This is a genomic window from Curtobacterium sp. SP.BCp, assembly GCF_051903255.1.
GTDB lineage: Bacteria > Actinomycetota > Actinomycetes > Actinomycetales > Microbacteriaceae > Curtobacterium.
The window spans coordinates 2887740-2902310 of record NZ_CP194338.1; the positions used below are offsets into that span (position 1 = coordinate 2887740).

The 14571-nt window shown below is 73.5% G+C and carries 11 protein-coding genes; 3 read left to right on the plus strand and 8 right to left on the minus strand.

Translation table 11 applies throughout. The annotated features are described in order from the left end of the window. Positions 1-200 precede the first annotated feature (200 nt). Genes efeB through efeU form a run of 3 tightly spaced genes read right to left on the minus strand, consistent with a single transcriptional unit; the run spans position 201 to position 4385 of the window. Positions 201-1577 carry an iron uptake transporter deferrochelatase/peroxidase subunit gene (efeB, locus tag ACRQ4C_RS13695; RefSeq protein ID WP_439689037.1) on the minus strand — a complete coding sequence of 459 codons (1377 nt, stop codon included), beginning with the start codon at positions 1575-1577 and terminating at the stop codon, positions 201-203. Beyond that, positions 1574-2800, minus strand: a complete 1227-nt coding sequence (efeO, locus tag ACRQ4C_RS13700; RefSeq protein WP_439689038.1) for an iron uptake system protein EfeO — start codon at positions 2798-2800, stop codon at positions 1574-1576. The genes efeB and efeO overlap by 4 nt, the downstream gene beginning before the upstream one ends. Then, entirely contained in the window at positions 2787-4385 is a 1599-nt protein-coding gene (efeU, locus tag ACRQ4C_RS13705) for an iron uptake transporter permease EfeU (RefSeq protein WP_439689039.1), read from the minus strand. Before efeU ends, efeO begins: the two co-directional genes overlap by 14 nt. Before the next feature lie 69 nt (positions 4386-4454). Between efeU and ACRQ4C_RS13710 the strand changes: the two genes are divergently transcribed. Together ACRQ4C_RS13710 and ACRQ4C_RS13715 are read left to right on the plus strand one after the other, a co-directional pair. Then, positions 4455-5246: a trimeric intracellular cation channel family protein gene (locus tag ACRQ4C_RS13710; RefSeq protein WP_290134130.1), complete on the plus strand. Its 792-nt coding sequence runs from the start codon at positions 4455-4457 to the stop codon at positions 5244-5246. Between the two features lie 309 nt (positions 5247-5555). Further along, positions 5556-6158, plus strand: coding sequence for a TetR/AcrR family transcriptional regulator (locus ACRQ4C_RS13715; RefSeq protein WP_290134129.1), 603 nt, complete (start codon positions 5556-5558; stop codon positions 6156-6158). Between the two features lie 70 nt (positions 6159-6228). On the opposite strand, the gene ACRQ4C_RS13720 is transcribed toward ACRQ4C_RS13715, so the two are convergent. The 5 genes from ACRQ4C_RS13720 to ACRQ4C_RS13740 all read right to left on the minus strand — a co-directional run bounded on the left by ACRQ4C_RS13720 (position 6229) and on the right by ACRQ4C_RS13740 (position 13291). Then, a complete protein-coding gene (locus ACRQ4C_RS13720) occupies positions 6229-8586 on the minus strand; it encodes a transglutaminaseTgpA domain-containing protein (protein ID WP_439689040.1) in 2358 nt (785 codons plus the stop codon). Continuing rightward, on the minus strand, positions 8583-9914 hold the full coding sequence (locus ACRQ4C_RS13725; protein WP_439689041.1) for a DUF58 domain-containing protein: 1332 nt from the start codon (positions 9912-9914) through the stop codon (positions 8583-8585). The genes ACRQ4C_RS13720 and ACRQ4C_RS13725 overlap by 4 nt, the downstream gene beginning before the upstream one ends. Next, positions 9914-10906: an AAA family ATPase gene (locus ACRQ4C_RS13730; RefSeq protein ID WP_290134125.1), complete on the minus strand. Its 993-nt coding sequence runs from the start codon at positions 10904-10906 to the stop codon at positions 9914-9916. The genes ACRQ4C_RS13725 and ACRQ4C_RS13730 overlap by 1 nt, the downstream gene beginning before the upstream one ends. Positions 10907-11075: 169 nt before the next feature. Beyond that, the gene (locus ACRQ4C_RS13735; protein ID WP_439689042.1) at positions 11076-12080 is read right to left on the minus strand and encodes a sugar phosphate isomerase/epimerase family protein; all 1005 of its coding nucleotides are present in this window, start codon (positions 12078-12080) and stop codon (positions 11076-11078) included. After that, positions 12077-13291, minus strand: a complete 1215-nt coding sequence (locus ACRQ4C_RS13740) for a Gfo/Idh/MocA family protein (protein WP_439689043.1) — start codon at positions 13289-13291, stop codon at positions 12077-12079. The genes ACRQ4C_RS13735 and ACRQ4C_RS13740 overlap by 4 nt, the downstream gene beginning before the upstream one ends. Positions 13292-13386: 95 nt before the next feature. Here ACRQ4C_RS13740 and ACRQ4C_RS13745 point away from each other — a divergent pair, with 95 nt between their 5' ends. Continuing rightward, positions 13387-14397 carry a LacI family DNA-binding transcriptional regulator gene (locus ACRQ4C_RS13745; protein WP_439689044.1) on the plus strand — a complete coding sequence of 337 codons (1011 nt, stop codon included), beginning with the start codon at positions 13387-13389 and terminating at the stop codon, positions 14395-14397. The last annotated feature ends 174 nt before the right edge of the window (positions 14398-14571 follow it).

Sequence of the window (14571 nt, forward strand, 5' to 3'; positions counted from 1 at the left end):
CAGCTGGCACCGCGCCTCCAGTCCGTTCAGGTCCCTGTCCCCGCGGAGTGGGACGGCGTATCCTCAGCCGTGTCGCACAGCGACGCGTCGCGCCGGGTCATCTCTCATCCGCCGGCGGTGGTTCCGCTCGGTGCGGACTCCGCGGCGCGGGTGCTCTCCGTCTCCAGGGAAACGACGGAGGGCACCCACCACCCGGCTCGTCAGCGGAAGAGCTGCTCCGCGATGTACGAACCCTTCCGGGGCGCCGGCGGGACCGCGAAGACCCCGGAACCGATGTGCGAGACGTACTCGTTCAACCGGTCGGATGCGCCGAGCTTCCGCTGCAACCGGGTGAAGTGCTCCGGGTCGGACACGTACGCGGCGAACAGCAGCCCGGCGTCGAGCTGCCCGTACTGGTTCAGCCCGTCCGTGTAGTTGTAGCCGCGTCGGTGGATCTTCACGCCACCGTTCGCCTCGTGCGCCGCGAGCGCGATGTGCGAGCGGACGTCGATCTTCGTGGTGCCGTCACCGTGCGCCGCGTGGAAGTCGGGCGTCGTGTGCTCGGAGCCGCCGGACAGCGGGGCACCCTCGATCTTCGTCCGGCCGAAGACGCGCTGCTGGTCGCTGACGTTGTCGGCGTCCCAGGTCTCGAGGTTCATCCGGATCTTCCGGACGACCTGGTACGTGCCGCCGCGCATCCACGCGGCGCCGTCGCCCGGGTCGTCGACCCACACGAAGCGGCTGAACTCCTCGTCGGTGGACACGTTCCGCGTGCCGTCCTTGAACCCCATGAGGTTCCGCGGCGTCGACTGCGAGGGGCCGGCGGAGGCCCGTCCGAAGCCGAGCACCGTCCAGCGCACGGTCGCGGTCCCGCGGGCGATCCGGGCGAGGTCACGGACCGCGTGGTACGCCACCTGCGGGTCGTCCGCGCACGCCTGGAGCGACAGGTCGCCGCCCGTCAGCTGCTCGTCGAGGTTGTCGCTCGGCAGGGTCGGGATCGCGGCGAGATGCGCCGGACGCTTGTCGGCGAGGCCGAAGCGCTCGTCGAACACGCCGGGGCCGAGCCCGACCGTGACGGTGAGGGATGCCGGGCCGAGGTCGAGGGCCTCCCCCGTGTCCGCTCCGACGCCGTTCCCGTGCGCGGGCTCGACGCTGCCGACGGTCTTCCCGGCCTGCAGCTGTGCGATCGCCGCCGACCAGCGGGCGAGGAGCACCTGCAGGTCCGTCGTCACCGACGTCGACAGGTCGAACGTCATGAAGACGCAGTGCCGCTGCGGCACGGTGCGGATGCCGCCCTGGGGCTGCCCGGACGCCGTCGCGTAGAACGGGTGCTCCTGCGACAGGTCGATCGACTCGTCGCCGTTCGCGGCCGCGGCGAACGGGTTCACCCCGGTGGCCGCGGTCGCGCCGGCGACGCCGGCCGCGGCGCCGACACCGGCCCCGGCCGCGGCGAGGCCGGCGCCGAAGAGGCCGCGTCGGGACACGCCTCCCCGGCTACCCGCAGCCGACGTGGTCGCGGTCGCGGTGTCGCCCGGCGCGGTCGCGGCGTCGCCGGTGCGCGCGCCCGGCGCGTCGCGGTGCTCGTGCTCGCTCGTCACGCGGTGGCGACCTTCTCGGCCAGTCGGGACAGCGGATCCTGCAGCGCCTGGACTTGCTGCGAGATCCCGTTCGCGTCGTCGCGCTTCAGGTCGCCGGTCCAGGCCTTGAACCCACCGAGTCCGTCGGCGTCGCGGTAGCCGTCCATGAGCGCGTTCGTCGCGTCGAACTGCTTCGCGATCTGCTTCGTCAGCGTCGGGTCCGTCTTCGTCAGTCCGGGCTTGAGGTACGCGAAGGCCTGCCGCGCGCCCTCGACGTTGGCGGCGAGGTCGACGAGGTCGATGTGGCTGTAGGCCTCCTCCTCGCCGGTGATCTTGTTGGACTGGACCTCCTCGAGCAGCCCCGCGGCGCCGTTCGCGAGGTCCTCGGGCTTGTAGTCGAGCGTCGGGACGAGCTTCGCGAGCAGGTGCACGTTCTCGGTCAGCGCCGCGGCGGTCTTCTTCGTGGACGCGGTGATCTTCCCGGCTTCGAAGAGGTCTTTCTCGACTGCGTGGAAACCGCTCCAGCCGACGGACTCGTCGAGGTTCGAGGCCCGCATGTCGATGAGGTAGTCGAGGTTGCCGGCGTTGTCGGTGGCCTTGAACCCCTTCTTCACGAAGCCGTCGACGTCGCTCTCGATGTGCTCGTAGAACGGCCGGGCGTTCGCGTAGTCGGTCTTCGCCGCGGCGAGGTCGCCCGCGTCGACGTGCGCCTGCAGCTGCTCGACGGCCGCCACCATGTCGGTGACCTGGCCGTCGACGTAGGTCGCGTAGCCCTTCGTGCCGTCGGCGAGCAGGGTCGCCGCGCTGCTGTTCGCGGTGTCCGCGACCTTCCCGGTCACGGTGAAGTCCGTGAGCTCGGTCGTCGCACCGGGGCAGTACACCTGGTACTTCCCGCCGGTCAGCGTCGCGGTGAAGTGCACGGGCTCGAGGCCGGGCGCGAGGTTCTCCTTCTCGCCGAGGATCCGCTGGTCCTGCAGGAGCTCGACCTCGGTGATCGCCGTCGACGACTCGTTCTTGACCGTGAAGGTGACCGGTCCCGCCGGCACCTTCGTCGTGGAGACCGCGCAGGCGTCGGAGCCGTCGTTCGTCAGCGTGACGGTGACGCGGGCGACCTTCCCGGAAGCGGACGGGTCGCTCGACGCGGAGGACGAACCGGACGCGCAGCCGGTCAGCGCGAGCGCGGTCACGGCGCCGAGGGCGCCGAGGGTGATCAGGGGGCGGACGGTGGAATTACCGAGCGGCATACGCGGGGCTCCTCGTGGGGTCGTCGGCGGGCGGGCCGCGCGACGGGGTGGTGTCGGGGTCGGGCGCAGGGGTGGCTGTGGTGCGGCGGCGGTCACGGAGCGCGAGCAGCAGTTGCGCTGCGGCGGCGATGCCGAGCGCGAGCGGCAGCCAGGCTGCCCAGAGTTGCAGTTCCGCACCGCGCGTCGCGGCGGTCGCCGCGGTCGCGGTGGCGCGCTGGGCGACGGCGTCGGGGACGCTCCACACGGCGCGGTCGAGCGTCGTGGTGCGAGCGGACGGGAGGCCCCCACCGCTCAGCGTCAGCACGTCGCGTTCCGAGGCGGTCGCGTCCAGGACCCCGCCGGCTGCGGTCCAGAGGGTGGTGGTCCGCTTCGTGACCCACTCCGCCGTGAACGGGCCGGGGTTGGTGGACGGGGAGATGCCGACCGGGATGCGGCCGAACAACCCGACGAGGTCGTCGAGTGTCAGGCTGCTCGGCTGCGCGGAGGACGCACCGGCGTCGACGACCTGCCAGCGGTCAGCTGCGACGCCGTCGCGGGTGACACGGCGGTGCGTCGACGCGGGCAGCTCGATCTCCGCCTGCGAGCCGTTGCCCCGGGTGCGGAGTGCGCCGGCCGACCCGTGCACCTCGGCCGTGAGGCTCGTCTGGTCACCGTCGAGGCGGACGGTGTCGGACAGGTGCGGGGCGGAGGCAGCGACGGCCGGGACGCCGGCGGCCAGCGCGACCGCGGCGACCGCCAGACCACCGGCGACGACCGTGCGGACGAACGGCACCCGCGCCGGGGACGGGCGCCAGGCACGCGGCCAGAGGGACAGCGCGAGCACGGGTACGAGGTAGAGCACCCAGCCGAGCACCTCGATGACACGGGGGTCCGGTGGGATGCCCAGCACACCGGTGACGAGGGCGCCCTGCACCGAGCCGTTCGGCGCCAGCCAGGACAGGTCGACGGTGCGCTGCTGCCCGACGACGACCCAGCCGGCCTCGTGGGCGTGACGGATGGCGGTGAGGACGAGCCCGGCCGCGACGAAGACGAGGAACACCCCGGTGCCGGTGAAGAACCGCGACAGGTTCAGCCGGACGCCGCCCGTGTAGATGCCGTAGCCGATGAGGACCGCCGCGGCGATGCCGATCACCGCGCCGAGGGCGGCCGAGCCGGTGTCGCTCGACGCCTGGAACGTCGCGAGCAGGAACACCGCCGTCTCGAAGCCCTCCTTGAGGACGGCGAGGAAGGCCATGCCGGCGAGGGCCCACGCCGTCCCGCGGCCGAGGGCTGCCGTCGCACTGGCCTCGAGGTCCTTCCCGAGCGAGCGAGCGTGCGTCCGCATCCAGACGATCATCCCGGTGACGAAGACGACCGCGACGAGGCCGATGATCGTCTCCATGCCCTCCTGCTCGGCCTGCGGCAGCGCCTGCTCGACGAGCTGGAGCCCGAAGCCGACCGCGACGCTGAGCAGCACGGCCGTGCCGACGCCGAGCCACATCGGCGCGAGGGGGACGCGGTTGCGACGCAGGAACGCGGCGATGATGCCGACGATGAGCGTCGCTTCGAGGCCTTCACGGAGGCCGATCACGAGTGTGGCGAGCATGGCGTAGGTGAGGCTAACCTAACCCGGGCTCGGCTCGCCACTCCCGCCTCGTGGGGTTTGATGGTTCTCATGAACCTGCTGACCGCCGAGGGCCTGGCATCGGTCACGAACGTCCTCGACCTCGCCGGTGTCTTCGCGTCGGCGCTGCTCGGTGGCTCGATCGCCCGGACGATGGACTTCGACCTCTTCGGGTTCCTCGTCGTCGGGTTCGTCTCGGGCCTCGGCGGTGGCATCCTGCGCGACACCCTGCTGCAGAACGGTCCCCCGGTCGCACTCGTCGACCCGCTGTACGTGCCGGTCGCCATCGCCGGGGCGCTCGTGGCGTTCTTCGTGTCGTTCTCCGAGGTGACGTGGGACCGCCTCTTCACGATCCTCGACGCCGCCGTCATCGGCATCTGGTCCGTGGTCGGCGTGCAGCGGACGTTCGACGCGGGGCTCGGCTGGCCGGCCGCGATCATCATGGGCACGATCACCGCGGTCGGGGGCGGCGCGATGCGCGACCTGCTGCTCCGCCGTGTCCCGGCGGTGTTCGGCGGGAACGCCCTGTACGCCACCGTCGCGGTCGCCGCCTCGGCCGTGATGGTCGTCGCGTCCTTCCTCGGATCGCCGTCGATCGGGATCGTCGCGGCGATCGTGCTGTCCCTCGCGCTGCGGTACGGCGCGGTCCGGCGCGGCTGGGGCCTGCCGAACGGGCGCGACTGGCAGCCGCAGTCGACCCTCGGCTCCCTGCTCCGACGCGGCCGTGGCCTGCGGGTCGTCCGTCCGGACGCGCTGCGACTCCTCCGCCGACCGGGCCGTCGCTCGGGGGTCGGCAGCGTGCACGAGCACCACGAAACGGACGCGGAGAGCCAGGACGCGTAACGGACTACCGCCGCGAGGCCGCGCGGGCGTAGCATCGAGACCGCCGGGTATCGAAACCGGCGCACGTGGCACCGAGCACCGACGCGACCCGAACGCGGCGGTTCACGAGCAGCGTGCCGAGGGGGCTTCGCTGATGCCGCGCGGGATCAGACGCGCGGCGCGGCAGGTCTCCGCGGACCGAGGACGTCCGGACGACGCGAGCGTGTCGGACGGTGTCGTCGGACGCGCCAGAATGGTCCCGACCACCACCACACGCTCCACGACGTCGACCCGACGACGAGCGAGGGGGCACTGTCGAACCAGGATCAGATGAGCGACGTCGCTTCCCCCACTTCGCGAACCCCTCGGGCAGAGGTCCGAGAACGACTGCTGACCGCCGGCGCGCAGGTGTTCGCCGAGCAGGGCGTGCACGAGTCCCGGCTCGACGACGTCGCCGCGCGCGCCGGCTTCAGCAAGGGTGCCGTCTACTCGAACTTCAGCTCCAAGGAAGACCTCGTCGCACAGGTGATGCAGCGCGCGACGAACCTCGTGCTCGGGTCGTTGCAGGAGCTCGTGCACGCCGACATCGCCTCGGTGCAGATCGGCGACGTCGTCCGGCAGGCGTTCGGCCGCCACGACCAGAGCGCGCAGTTCGCCCTGCTGTCGGAGTTCCGCGGCTACGCGACGCGCCACCCGGAGCTCATGCCGGAGTTCGTGGCGCAGCGCCGGAGCCTGCAGGACGGCGTGCAGGAGCTCGTGGACCTGTGGTTCGGCGCCCACCCGGAGATCGACCCCGGCATCCCCCTCGACACCTTCGCGACCGCCCTGATCGCGGCGAACGTCGGCCTCGTGTTCGACGCGCCCGCCCTGCCCGGGCTCGATCCCGGCGAGGTCGTCGCGGCGCTCGTCGAGGCCGTCGTCCGCCCGCGCTGACCGAGCGCACCACCGGCCTCGACGCCTCGCCGGACGTCGCGCCGCGACCGCTCGCGACGGGGCCTCGACGCTACGCCGGGCTCCGGCGTGTCCGGCGTCCCTCGTGCGACCACGCCGACGAGGGCAGCAGGCTCGGCGGCAGCACGCGCGATCGCACCCGCCGACCGGCGGACACCGACGCGTCCAGCGCACCACGGGCCTCCCGGATGGCCTGCTCGAGTGCGTCGCGATCGGATGCCTCGGCACCGGCCGCACCGAACCGCTCGTGGTCGACGGCGTCGACCACCCGGTCGAGCGCCGGGACGACGGCCGGCGGCAGGCCCGGACGCAACCGACCGAGCACCGCTCGTGCGGTCCGGGCGGCGGCTGCGGCGTCACCCGGTGGTGCCAGGCCCGGCGCGTAGCCGTGGTCGGCGACGTCGTCGAGGACCTCACGCCAGGCAGCCGCGGCCGGGGAGCGTCCCGACCGGACTGCTGCGAGTCGCGACCGGCGACGGAGAGCACGCACGACACCGGGTGCGAACAGGAGCGCGACGGCGAGGACGATGCCCGCGGCGAGGCCGAGCACGCCGTTCCCGCCCCCGGTGCCCGGCGTGGCCGCGGCACCCGGCGCTGCCGAGGCCGACGGGGTGGCCGATGGCTCCGTCTCGGCGGGTGCGGAGCGGTCCGGCGCCGGGAGCGGGGTGTCGGGCGTCCCCGGTGTCGCGGACTCGGAGGGCTCGGTCGAGGGCTGCGCCGCTTCGTCGGAGTCGGGCGTCGGCTCGAACGCCACCCACCCGGCGCCCTGGATGTACAGCTCCGGCCAGGAGTGCAGCTGCCGGTTCGACACCGTGTACTCGCCGTCGGCCTGGTCCGTGCCGGCGCGGTAGCCGACCGCGATGCGGGACGGGATGCCGAGCGTGCGGGCCATCACCGCCATGGCGGACGAGAAGTGCACGCAGTACCCCTCGCGCACCCGGAGGAAGGTGTCGATGACGTCCATGCTGTCGCCGTCGTAGCCCTGCTCCACCGGGGCGGTCTCGGAGTAGGTGAAGAGGTCGCTCCGGAACCACCGCTCCAGCGCACGTGCTTCTTCGTAGTCGTTCCCGGCGCCGGCTGCGACCCGCGACGCCGTGGACGCGATGTCCTTCGGGAGGTCCTTCGGGAGGGTGAGGTCGGTGCGGAGCTGCTGTTCCGACGGCCGGGCGAACCCGCGCCCGTCGACCCGGGCGAGCATGCCTGTGCGGGCGAACGCGTCGAGGTACTCGTTGGCGAAGGTGGAGGCGCCGTAGACCTCGTAGGTGGCACCCCGCGGCGTGGCCTGGCCGGTGGACCGCAGCGTGTTCGACTGTCCCATCCAGCGCCACTGCTGCAGGTCGAGGTTGGTCGAGCGCGCCTGGACGGACACCGCGCCCGACGGCACGGGCAGGTAGTTGCTCGACAGCCCGGTGATCCGGATCGTGACGTCACCGCGCGTGGAGAGCCGCGGATTGACCCCGACGGCCCACTGCTGCTGATCGGCCGTCTCCGACTGGCTCGCGTCGGTGACCGTCGGTACCCAGTCGCCGGTGCCGAACTCGTCGAGGTCCGCGAGCTTGAGGTACTCCGGCTGGCCGTCGGACGACCGGTACCGGAAGACCTCGAGCGCGTTCGGCCGACGGAGGTCCTGCCCGAGGTTGAGCAGCGTGCCGGGACGGCCGGGCTGGATCGGCGACTGGATCGCCCCCGTGACACCGGAGAGCCAGCTCGCGTTGAGCGGGATCACCGACGGCAGACCGACCGCGACCACGAGGCCGATCGCCCCGACGACGGCCGCGGGCAGCGCGCGTTGCACGGGCCGGACCGACAGCCAGAGGATCGCGAGGAACGCCACGGCCGTGAGCACCACGAGCACCGGCGACGCGGGCGTGCCGGTGATGATGCCGGGGACGATGAGGATCACGAGCGCGGGCGTCGCGGCGAGGGCGGCCGTCGGTGCCACGGCGGCGAGGAAGAGGGACACCGCGGCGACCCAGGCGATCGCGACGACCACGACGAGCCGGATGGCGTCGGTCTGCGGCAGTGGCGCGGGGTTCAGCCGGATGGCGGCGATCGTCTCCCCGAGCGCGCCGTTCCGGTCGAGCCACCCGAGGGGTTGCACGTCGTTCACGAGTGCAGCGGCGCACGAACACGCGATCACGGCGGCGACGAGCGCGACGAACCGGATGCCGGGTGCGCGTCGGCGCACGGCGAGCACGACGGCGACGAGGACGGCCGCGACGACGACGCCGCCGACCCACCACGCGATCCCCTGCACGAGCGGGCGCAGGGCGAGCGCGGCGATCAGGACGGGCACGGGCGCGAGGACGGTGATCCACGCGCTGGGGGTGTCGCGCTGCTCGTCCGGTCGGTCGAGGATCTCGTGCACGTCGACCCCGCGCCGACGGGCGGGCGTCTGCGTCCCGGTCACCGGATGCTCCCGGGTGCGGACGCCCCGGCGACGGGGACGACGAGCGTGCGCCAGCCGCCGCGGTCGAGGATGCCGCGGACGACCGGCTCCGGCGGGACGATGGTCGCCAGGATCCCCCGGCTCGACCCGATGGTCGCCGACACGAGCTCGGCGGCCTGCTCGGCGGTGCACCGCCCGGTGACGACGGCGGTCATGCCGTGCACGTCGCGGCCCCGGACGTCGGGCAGCACCTCGGTGACGTCGCGGGCGTCCGAGCGCACCTGCACGTCGGCGAGGCCCACCAGGACGTCGGTGAGCCCGCCGGCGTCACCCGCGTGCCGGGTGACACCGTCCGGCTCGTCGCTCACGAGGACGACCCGCGAGGTCCGGGCGGCGAGGGCGCGGGCGACGCTGGCGGCGACGACGACCGCGTGCTCGAACGCGGCGTCACCGCCGAGGTCGGACAGTTCGGCGAGGTCGTCACGGCCGAGCGCCTGGTAGGACTCCCGGCGGACGTCGAGCGCGATCACGGCCTCCGGCGGCTGTGCCTGCGTGGTCTGGCGGACGTGGAGTTCCCCGCGCCGGGCGCTCTGTCCCCAGTGCACGCGGCGGATCGGGTCGCCGGGACGGTACGGGCGGAGTTCGCTGTCGTCCGCGGAGCCGCCCTGGCCCACGCGGCCCTCGTCGGCGGACACCGCACCCGCGAGGGCACCGGTGTCGATCGCGGTGAGCGGCATCGACGCCGGCACCACCACCACCTCTTCCGCGCGGACGACGGGCCGGTCGATGCGCAGCAGTCCGAAGGGGTCCTCGACGCGGATCGTGACCGGGCCGACGAGCCCGCGGCCGCGGTGCATCGCCAGCGCCTCGACGTCGAGCACGGCCGGCGGGGTGCGGGGTCCGACGGTCGCGTACGTCTCCGCCTCGGACACGCTCGCGAAGACGTCGTCGAGCTGCTCCCGGACGAGCAGTGTGGACCGGGGCCCGAACTTCAGGCCGGTGCCCTGCAGGGTGACGCGCTCGCGGTACACCTCGCCGACCTGGACGATGGCCCGCGCGGCGCTCCGGCTCCCCCGCAGCGGTGCCGCGACGACGAACGCCATCACGGTGCCCAGCACGAGCAGGACGAGCAGCAGCAGTCCCGCCGACACCGCGACGCTCGTGCTGCCGACGAGCCCGCCACCGACGAGACCGATGCCGACCGCGAGCAGCGTCCATCCGCGCACGGTCGGGCGTGGGAACGGCGTCCGACGCGCCAGCGCCAGACCGCGTCGCCCGTACCGCACCGCGACCGAGCGCGCCGCTCCCGCCCGCCGGGCGAGCGACGAGGGCGCCGCGGACGAGGACATCAGGACCGGACGGGGGTGGCGGTGAACGGCACGCTGGTGTCCGAGACGATGCGGACCACGATGTCGCGGACCGTGTCGTCGCCGGAACCGCCGAGGCCGCGCGCGACCGGCACGAGACGGTGGGCGAGCACGATCGGTGCGAGCGCGGCGACGTCGTCCGGCGTGACGAAGGGGCGGCCGAGGAGCGCGGCGTGCGCCCGGGAGGCCTGCGCGAGGTGGAGGGTGGCCCGGGGGCTCGCCCCGAGGACGAGGTCGGGGTGGTGGCGCGTCGCGCGGACGATCGCGACGATGTACGCCTCGACGTCGGGCGAGACGTGCACGCCCCGGACGGCGGCGATCATGCCGCGGAGCGTCGCGACGTCGACGATCGGTCGGAGTGCGGACAGCGGGTCGCGGCCGCCGCGGTTCGCGAGCATCTGCCGCTCGGCGTCGAGGCTCGGGTACCCCATCGCGATGCGCGCGGTGAAGCGGTCGCGCTGGGCCTCGGGCAGCGGGTACGTGCCCTCCATGTCGATCGGGTTCTGGGTCGCCACGATCATGAACGGCGACTCGAGCGGCCGTGTCACGCCGTCGACGGTCACCTGGGCCTCGGCCATGGCCTCGAGGAGCGCCGACTGGGTCTTCGGGCTGGTCCGGTTGATCTCGTCGCCGATGACGACGTTCGCGAAGACCGGGCCCGGCGAGAACCGGAAGGTCCCCGACGACTGGTCGAACACGTTCACGCCGGTGACGTCGGAGGGGAGCATGTCGGACGTGAACTGGATGCGGTTCACGGACCCGCCGACCGACGCGCCGAGCGCCTTCGCCAGCACGGTCTTGCCGACCCCGGGCACGTCCTCGACGAGGAGGTGTCCCTCGGCCAGCATCACCGTCAGCGCTGTCCGGATCGCGTCGGTCTTGCCGTCGACGACGGTCGAGACGGCCGCGACGATCGCGGCGCCCGCGTCGCGGACGTGCTCGAGCGGGACGGCTGGGGCGGTCGGTTCCGGCACGCAGGCCTCCTCGGCTCGGGACAGGTGTCGTGCATGCTACAACGGCCCGGTGACAGCCAGCGGAGGATGCGTCACCGACGCGGCCCGCCGCTGGTGGACCCTGCCACGGGCGGACGGGAGGCACGGCACCCGCTGGTGACGCGCCTCCCGTCCGACCTGTGGTCGCGTCTCAGACGCGGGCTGCGAGCGCCGCGTCCGCCGCCGTCAGGACGCGCGCCGCCACGGCGACGCCCTCCTCGCGCCCGAGTTCGGTGTCCTCGTGCTCGATGTTCACCCAGATGTCGGGGTCGACCTCGTGGAGCGCGGCGAGGAACTCCGTCCAGTAGGCGACGTCGTGCCCCTTGCCGAGCGCGACGAAGTCCCACGCGGCCGTCTTCGGCCACTCGTTCGCCCACTCGTCGCCGCCGAGGTTCGTGCGCGCCTCGCCGGGCGACAGGCGACGGAAGGAGTTGTCGAGCACACCGTTGATCGCCGCGTGGGGGTTGACGCGGACGTCCTTCGCGGCGGCGTGGTACACGAGCGTGCCGAGGTCACGCACGACCGCCACGGGGTCCATCTGCTGCCAGAACAGGTGGCTCGCGTCGAGTTCGACACCGGTGTTCGTCAGCCCGCCCCGCTCGACGAGCTCGCGGACCGACGCCGGGTTGAACACGAGGTTCTGCGGGTGCAGCTCGAGGGCGACCCGCACACCGAGCTCCCGGGCGAGCGCGTCGATCTCCTGCCAGAACGGCACCGCAACGCTCCACTGGTGCTCGAGCACGTCGAGGGCGGCGGAGTTCCACGCGTTGACGATCCAGTTCGGTCGACGCCCGCCCGGCTCACCGGCGGGGAGGCCCGACATGGTGACGACCCGGGTCTGCCCGAGGCGGGCCGCGAGCCGGATGCTCCGACGGAGGTCCTCGGCGTGCGCCGGTCCGATCGCGGGGTCCGGGTGCAGCGGGTTGCCGTTGCAGTTGAGTCCGGCGATCTCGACCCCGGTGCCCTCGAACTGCGCGAGGAACGCGTCGCGTGCGGCGTCGTCAACGAGGATCGCGTCGATGTCCGGAACGTGCACCGGCGGCAGGAACCCGCCGGTGTTGAGTTCGATGCCGGTGAGGCCGTTGCCCGCGATCGCCGTCAGGGCGTCGGCGAGCGGCCGGTCGTGGAAGATCGCGTTGTAGAGACCGAGCTTCATGCGAGCGCTCCTTCGGTGGTGGGGACGTCGACGGTGGCCCCGCCGGCCGCGGCGGACCGTGCCACCGCGTCGAGGACCTCCATGTTGTGGACGCCGTCGTCGAACGTGGCGTTGGCCGGCAGCGGGTCGGCGGTGTTGCCGACGACCTCGTCGAGGAAGGCACGGGCCTGGTACTCGAACATCTGGTTCTGGCCCCAGCCGACGCCCGGCGCGTCCATCGCCATGCCGCCGGCGACGTACGGGTGGTCCGGGCCGAGCACGACCTGCCGGAACCCGCCGAGCCGTGCGCCGTCGGACCGCAGGGCGAGGGCGATCTCGCTCGGGCGCTCCTGGTCCCACCGGGCAGCACCCTCCTCGCAGAAGACCTCGACGACGAGGCCGTTCGGGTGCCCGGCGGCGACCCGCGAGACCTCGAACGAGCCGACCGCGGCGCCGTCCCCGAGCCGCGCGCCGAACGTGGCGTAGTCGTCGTTCTCGACGTCGGCTTCCTCGCCGGTGAGCGGGACCGCCTGGCCGCGGAGCGCGAACCCGGCTGCGATCGGACGCTTCGTGATCGCGGTGGTGAAGGCGCCTCCGTTGACGCTCCGGACGTCACCGGTGAGGAACTCGGCGACGTACGTCAGGTGCGATCCGACGTCGGCGAGTGCGCCGGTCCCGGGAGCGCCGGCGAACCGCCACGAGAACGGCACCTCGGGCGAGGCGCCGTAGTCGGTCCAGTACCGTCCGGAGACGTGCAGGACCCGGCCGAGCGTGCCGTCCTCGACGAGCTGCCGGATCGCAGCGAGCCCCGGGGCACGCCGGTAGGTGAAGCCCACACGGCCGAGAACGCCGTCCGCCTCGGCGGCGCGAGCCGCGTCCGCCATCGCGCGCGCGTCGTGGAGCGTGTCCGACAGCGGCTTCTCGCACAGCACGTGCTTGCCCGCCGCGAGCAGCCCCTCGACGATCTCGCGGTGCAGGTTGTTCGCGACGACGACGCTCACCACGTCGACGTCGTCCGCCTCCGCGACCGCCCGCCAGTCGGTGTCGTGCCGCGCGTAGCCGAACCGCCGCGCCGCTTCGTCGGCGAGCGGCTCGTAGACGTCACCGACCGTGACGAGCCGGACGGGCGGCAGGCTCCGGCCGAACAGGGACGGGGCGTTCCGCCACGCGGCCATGTGGGCCTTGCCCGCCATGCCCGCGCCGATGACGGCGACGCCGATGCTGTCGCTCATGGTCTCTCCCTCGAGATCGTGGCCGATTCTGGAACGTTCCAGACCGTGCGGCTAGACTGTACCTCCCCGAACCCATGTCCTGTCAAGGAGTGCCCGTGCCGGATCGCGCCCCGACGATCATCGACGTCGCCGCGCGCGCCGGGGTGTCGAAGTCGCTCGTGAGCATGGTGATGCGGGCGGACCCCGGCGTCTCCCCACGACGTCGGGACGCGGTGCTCGCCGCCGCCGCCGAACTCGGGTACCGGCCGAACCGCGCGGCGGCGATCCTCGCCGGCACCCGGACCCGAACGATCGGCGTCGTGGTCGACGACTTCCGGAACCCCTGGTTCGTACCGCTCCTCGACGGCATCCGGGGGGCGCTCGCACCGCACGGGCTCCGGCTCACCCTCGCGGACGTCCGCGCGAACGCGCACCTCGGGTCCTCCCCCATCGACGACCTCCTCTCGCTCCGCGTCGACGGGGTCGTGCTCGCCGCCGAGGGCTTCCCCGACCTGGTCGCACCGTCCGGCACCCCGGTCGTCGTCGCCGGCGCGCGCGGTGACGTCCCCGCGGACCTCGACGTCGTCGCGTCGGACGAGTCCGCCGGCGGGCGGCTGGCGGTGGCGCACCTGGTCGGCGCGGGTCACCGGCACGTCGTGCACGTGACCGGCTCGGGAGGCCCGGCAACGGTCCGCAGGGAGGCCGCCGTCGCCGAGATGGTCGCCTCCGGCGTCGAACCGCTCGTGTACGGCTCGGGTCCGACCTCGGAGGCCACCGGCTACGAGGGCACGCGGCGGGCGCTCGCCGAGCACCCGGAGGTCACCGCGGTGTTCGCCGCGAACGACGTCATGGCGATGGGCGCGATCGCCGCCGTCCGGGAGGCCGGGCTCCGGGTACCGGAGGACGTCTCGGTCATCGGGAACGACGAGACACCGCTCGCGTCGTCACCGCTGTTGCGCCTGACGACGGTGGACCCGCACAACGAGGAGGTCGGTCGGCTCGCCGCGGTTCGGCTCGTCGAGCGGATCGCCGGCGGCGTGGGTGCCGCCGGTGCCCCGACGCCGACACGGACCCTCGTCGACCCGACGCTGGTCGTCCGCGCGACGACGGGGCCGCCGCGCCGCTGACGTCCCCGCGGCGCCGCCGGGGCCCGCCGCCGCGCCGGCGCCGGTCGCGCCGGCGCCGGTCGCGCCGGCGCCGGTCGCGCCGGCGCCGGTCGCGCCGCGCCGGCGCTCGTCGCGCCGGCGCTCGTCGCGCCGCGCCGGCGCTCGTCGCGTTCGCACAACCGAAGTCGTCCGGCA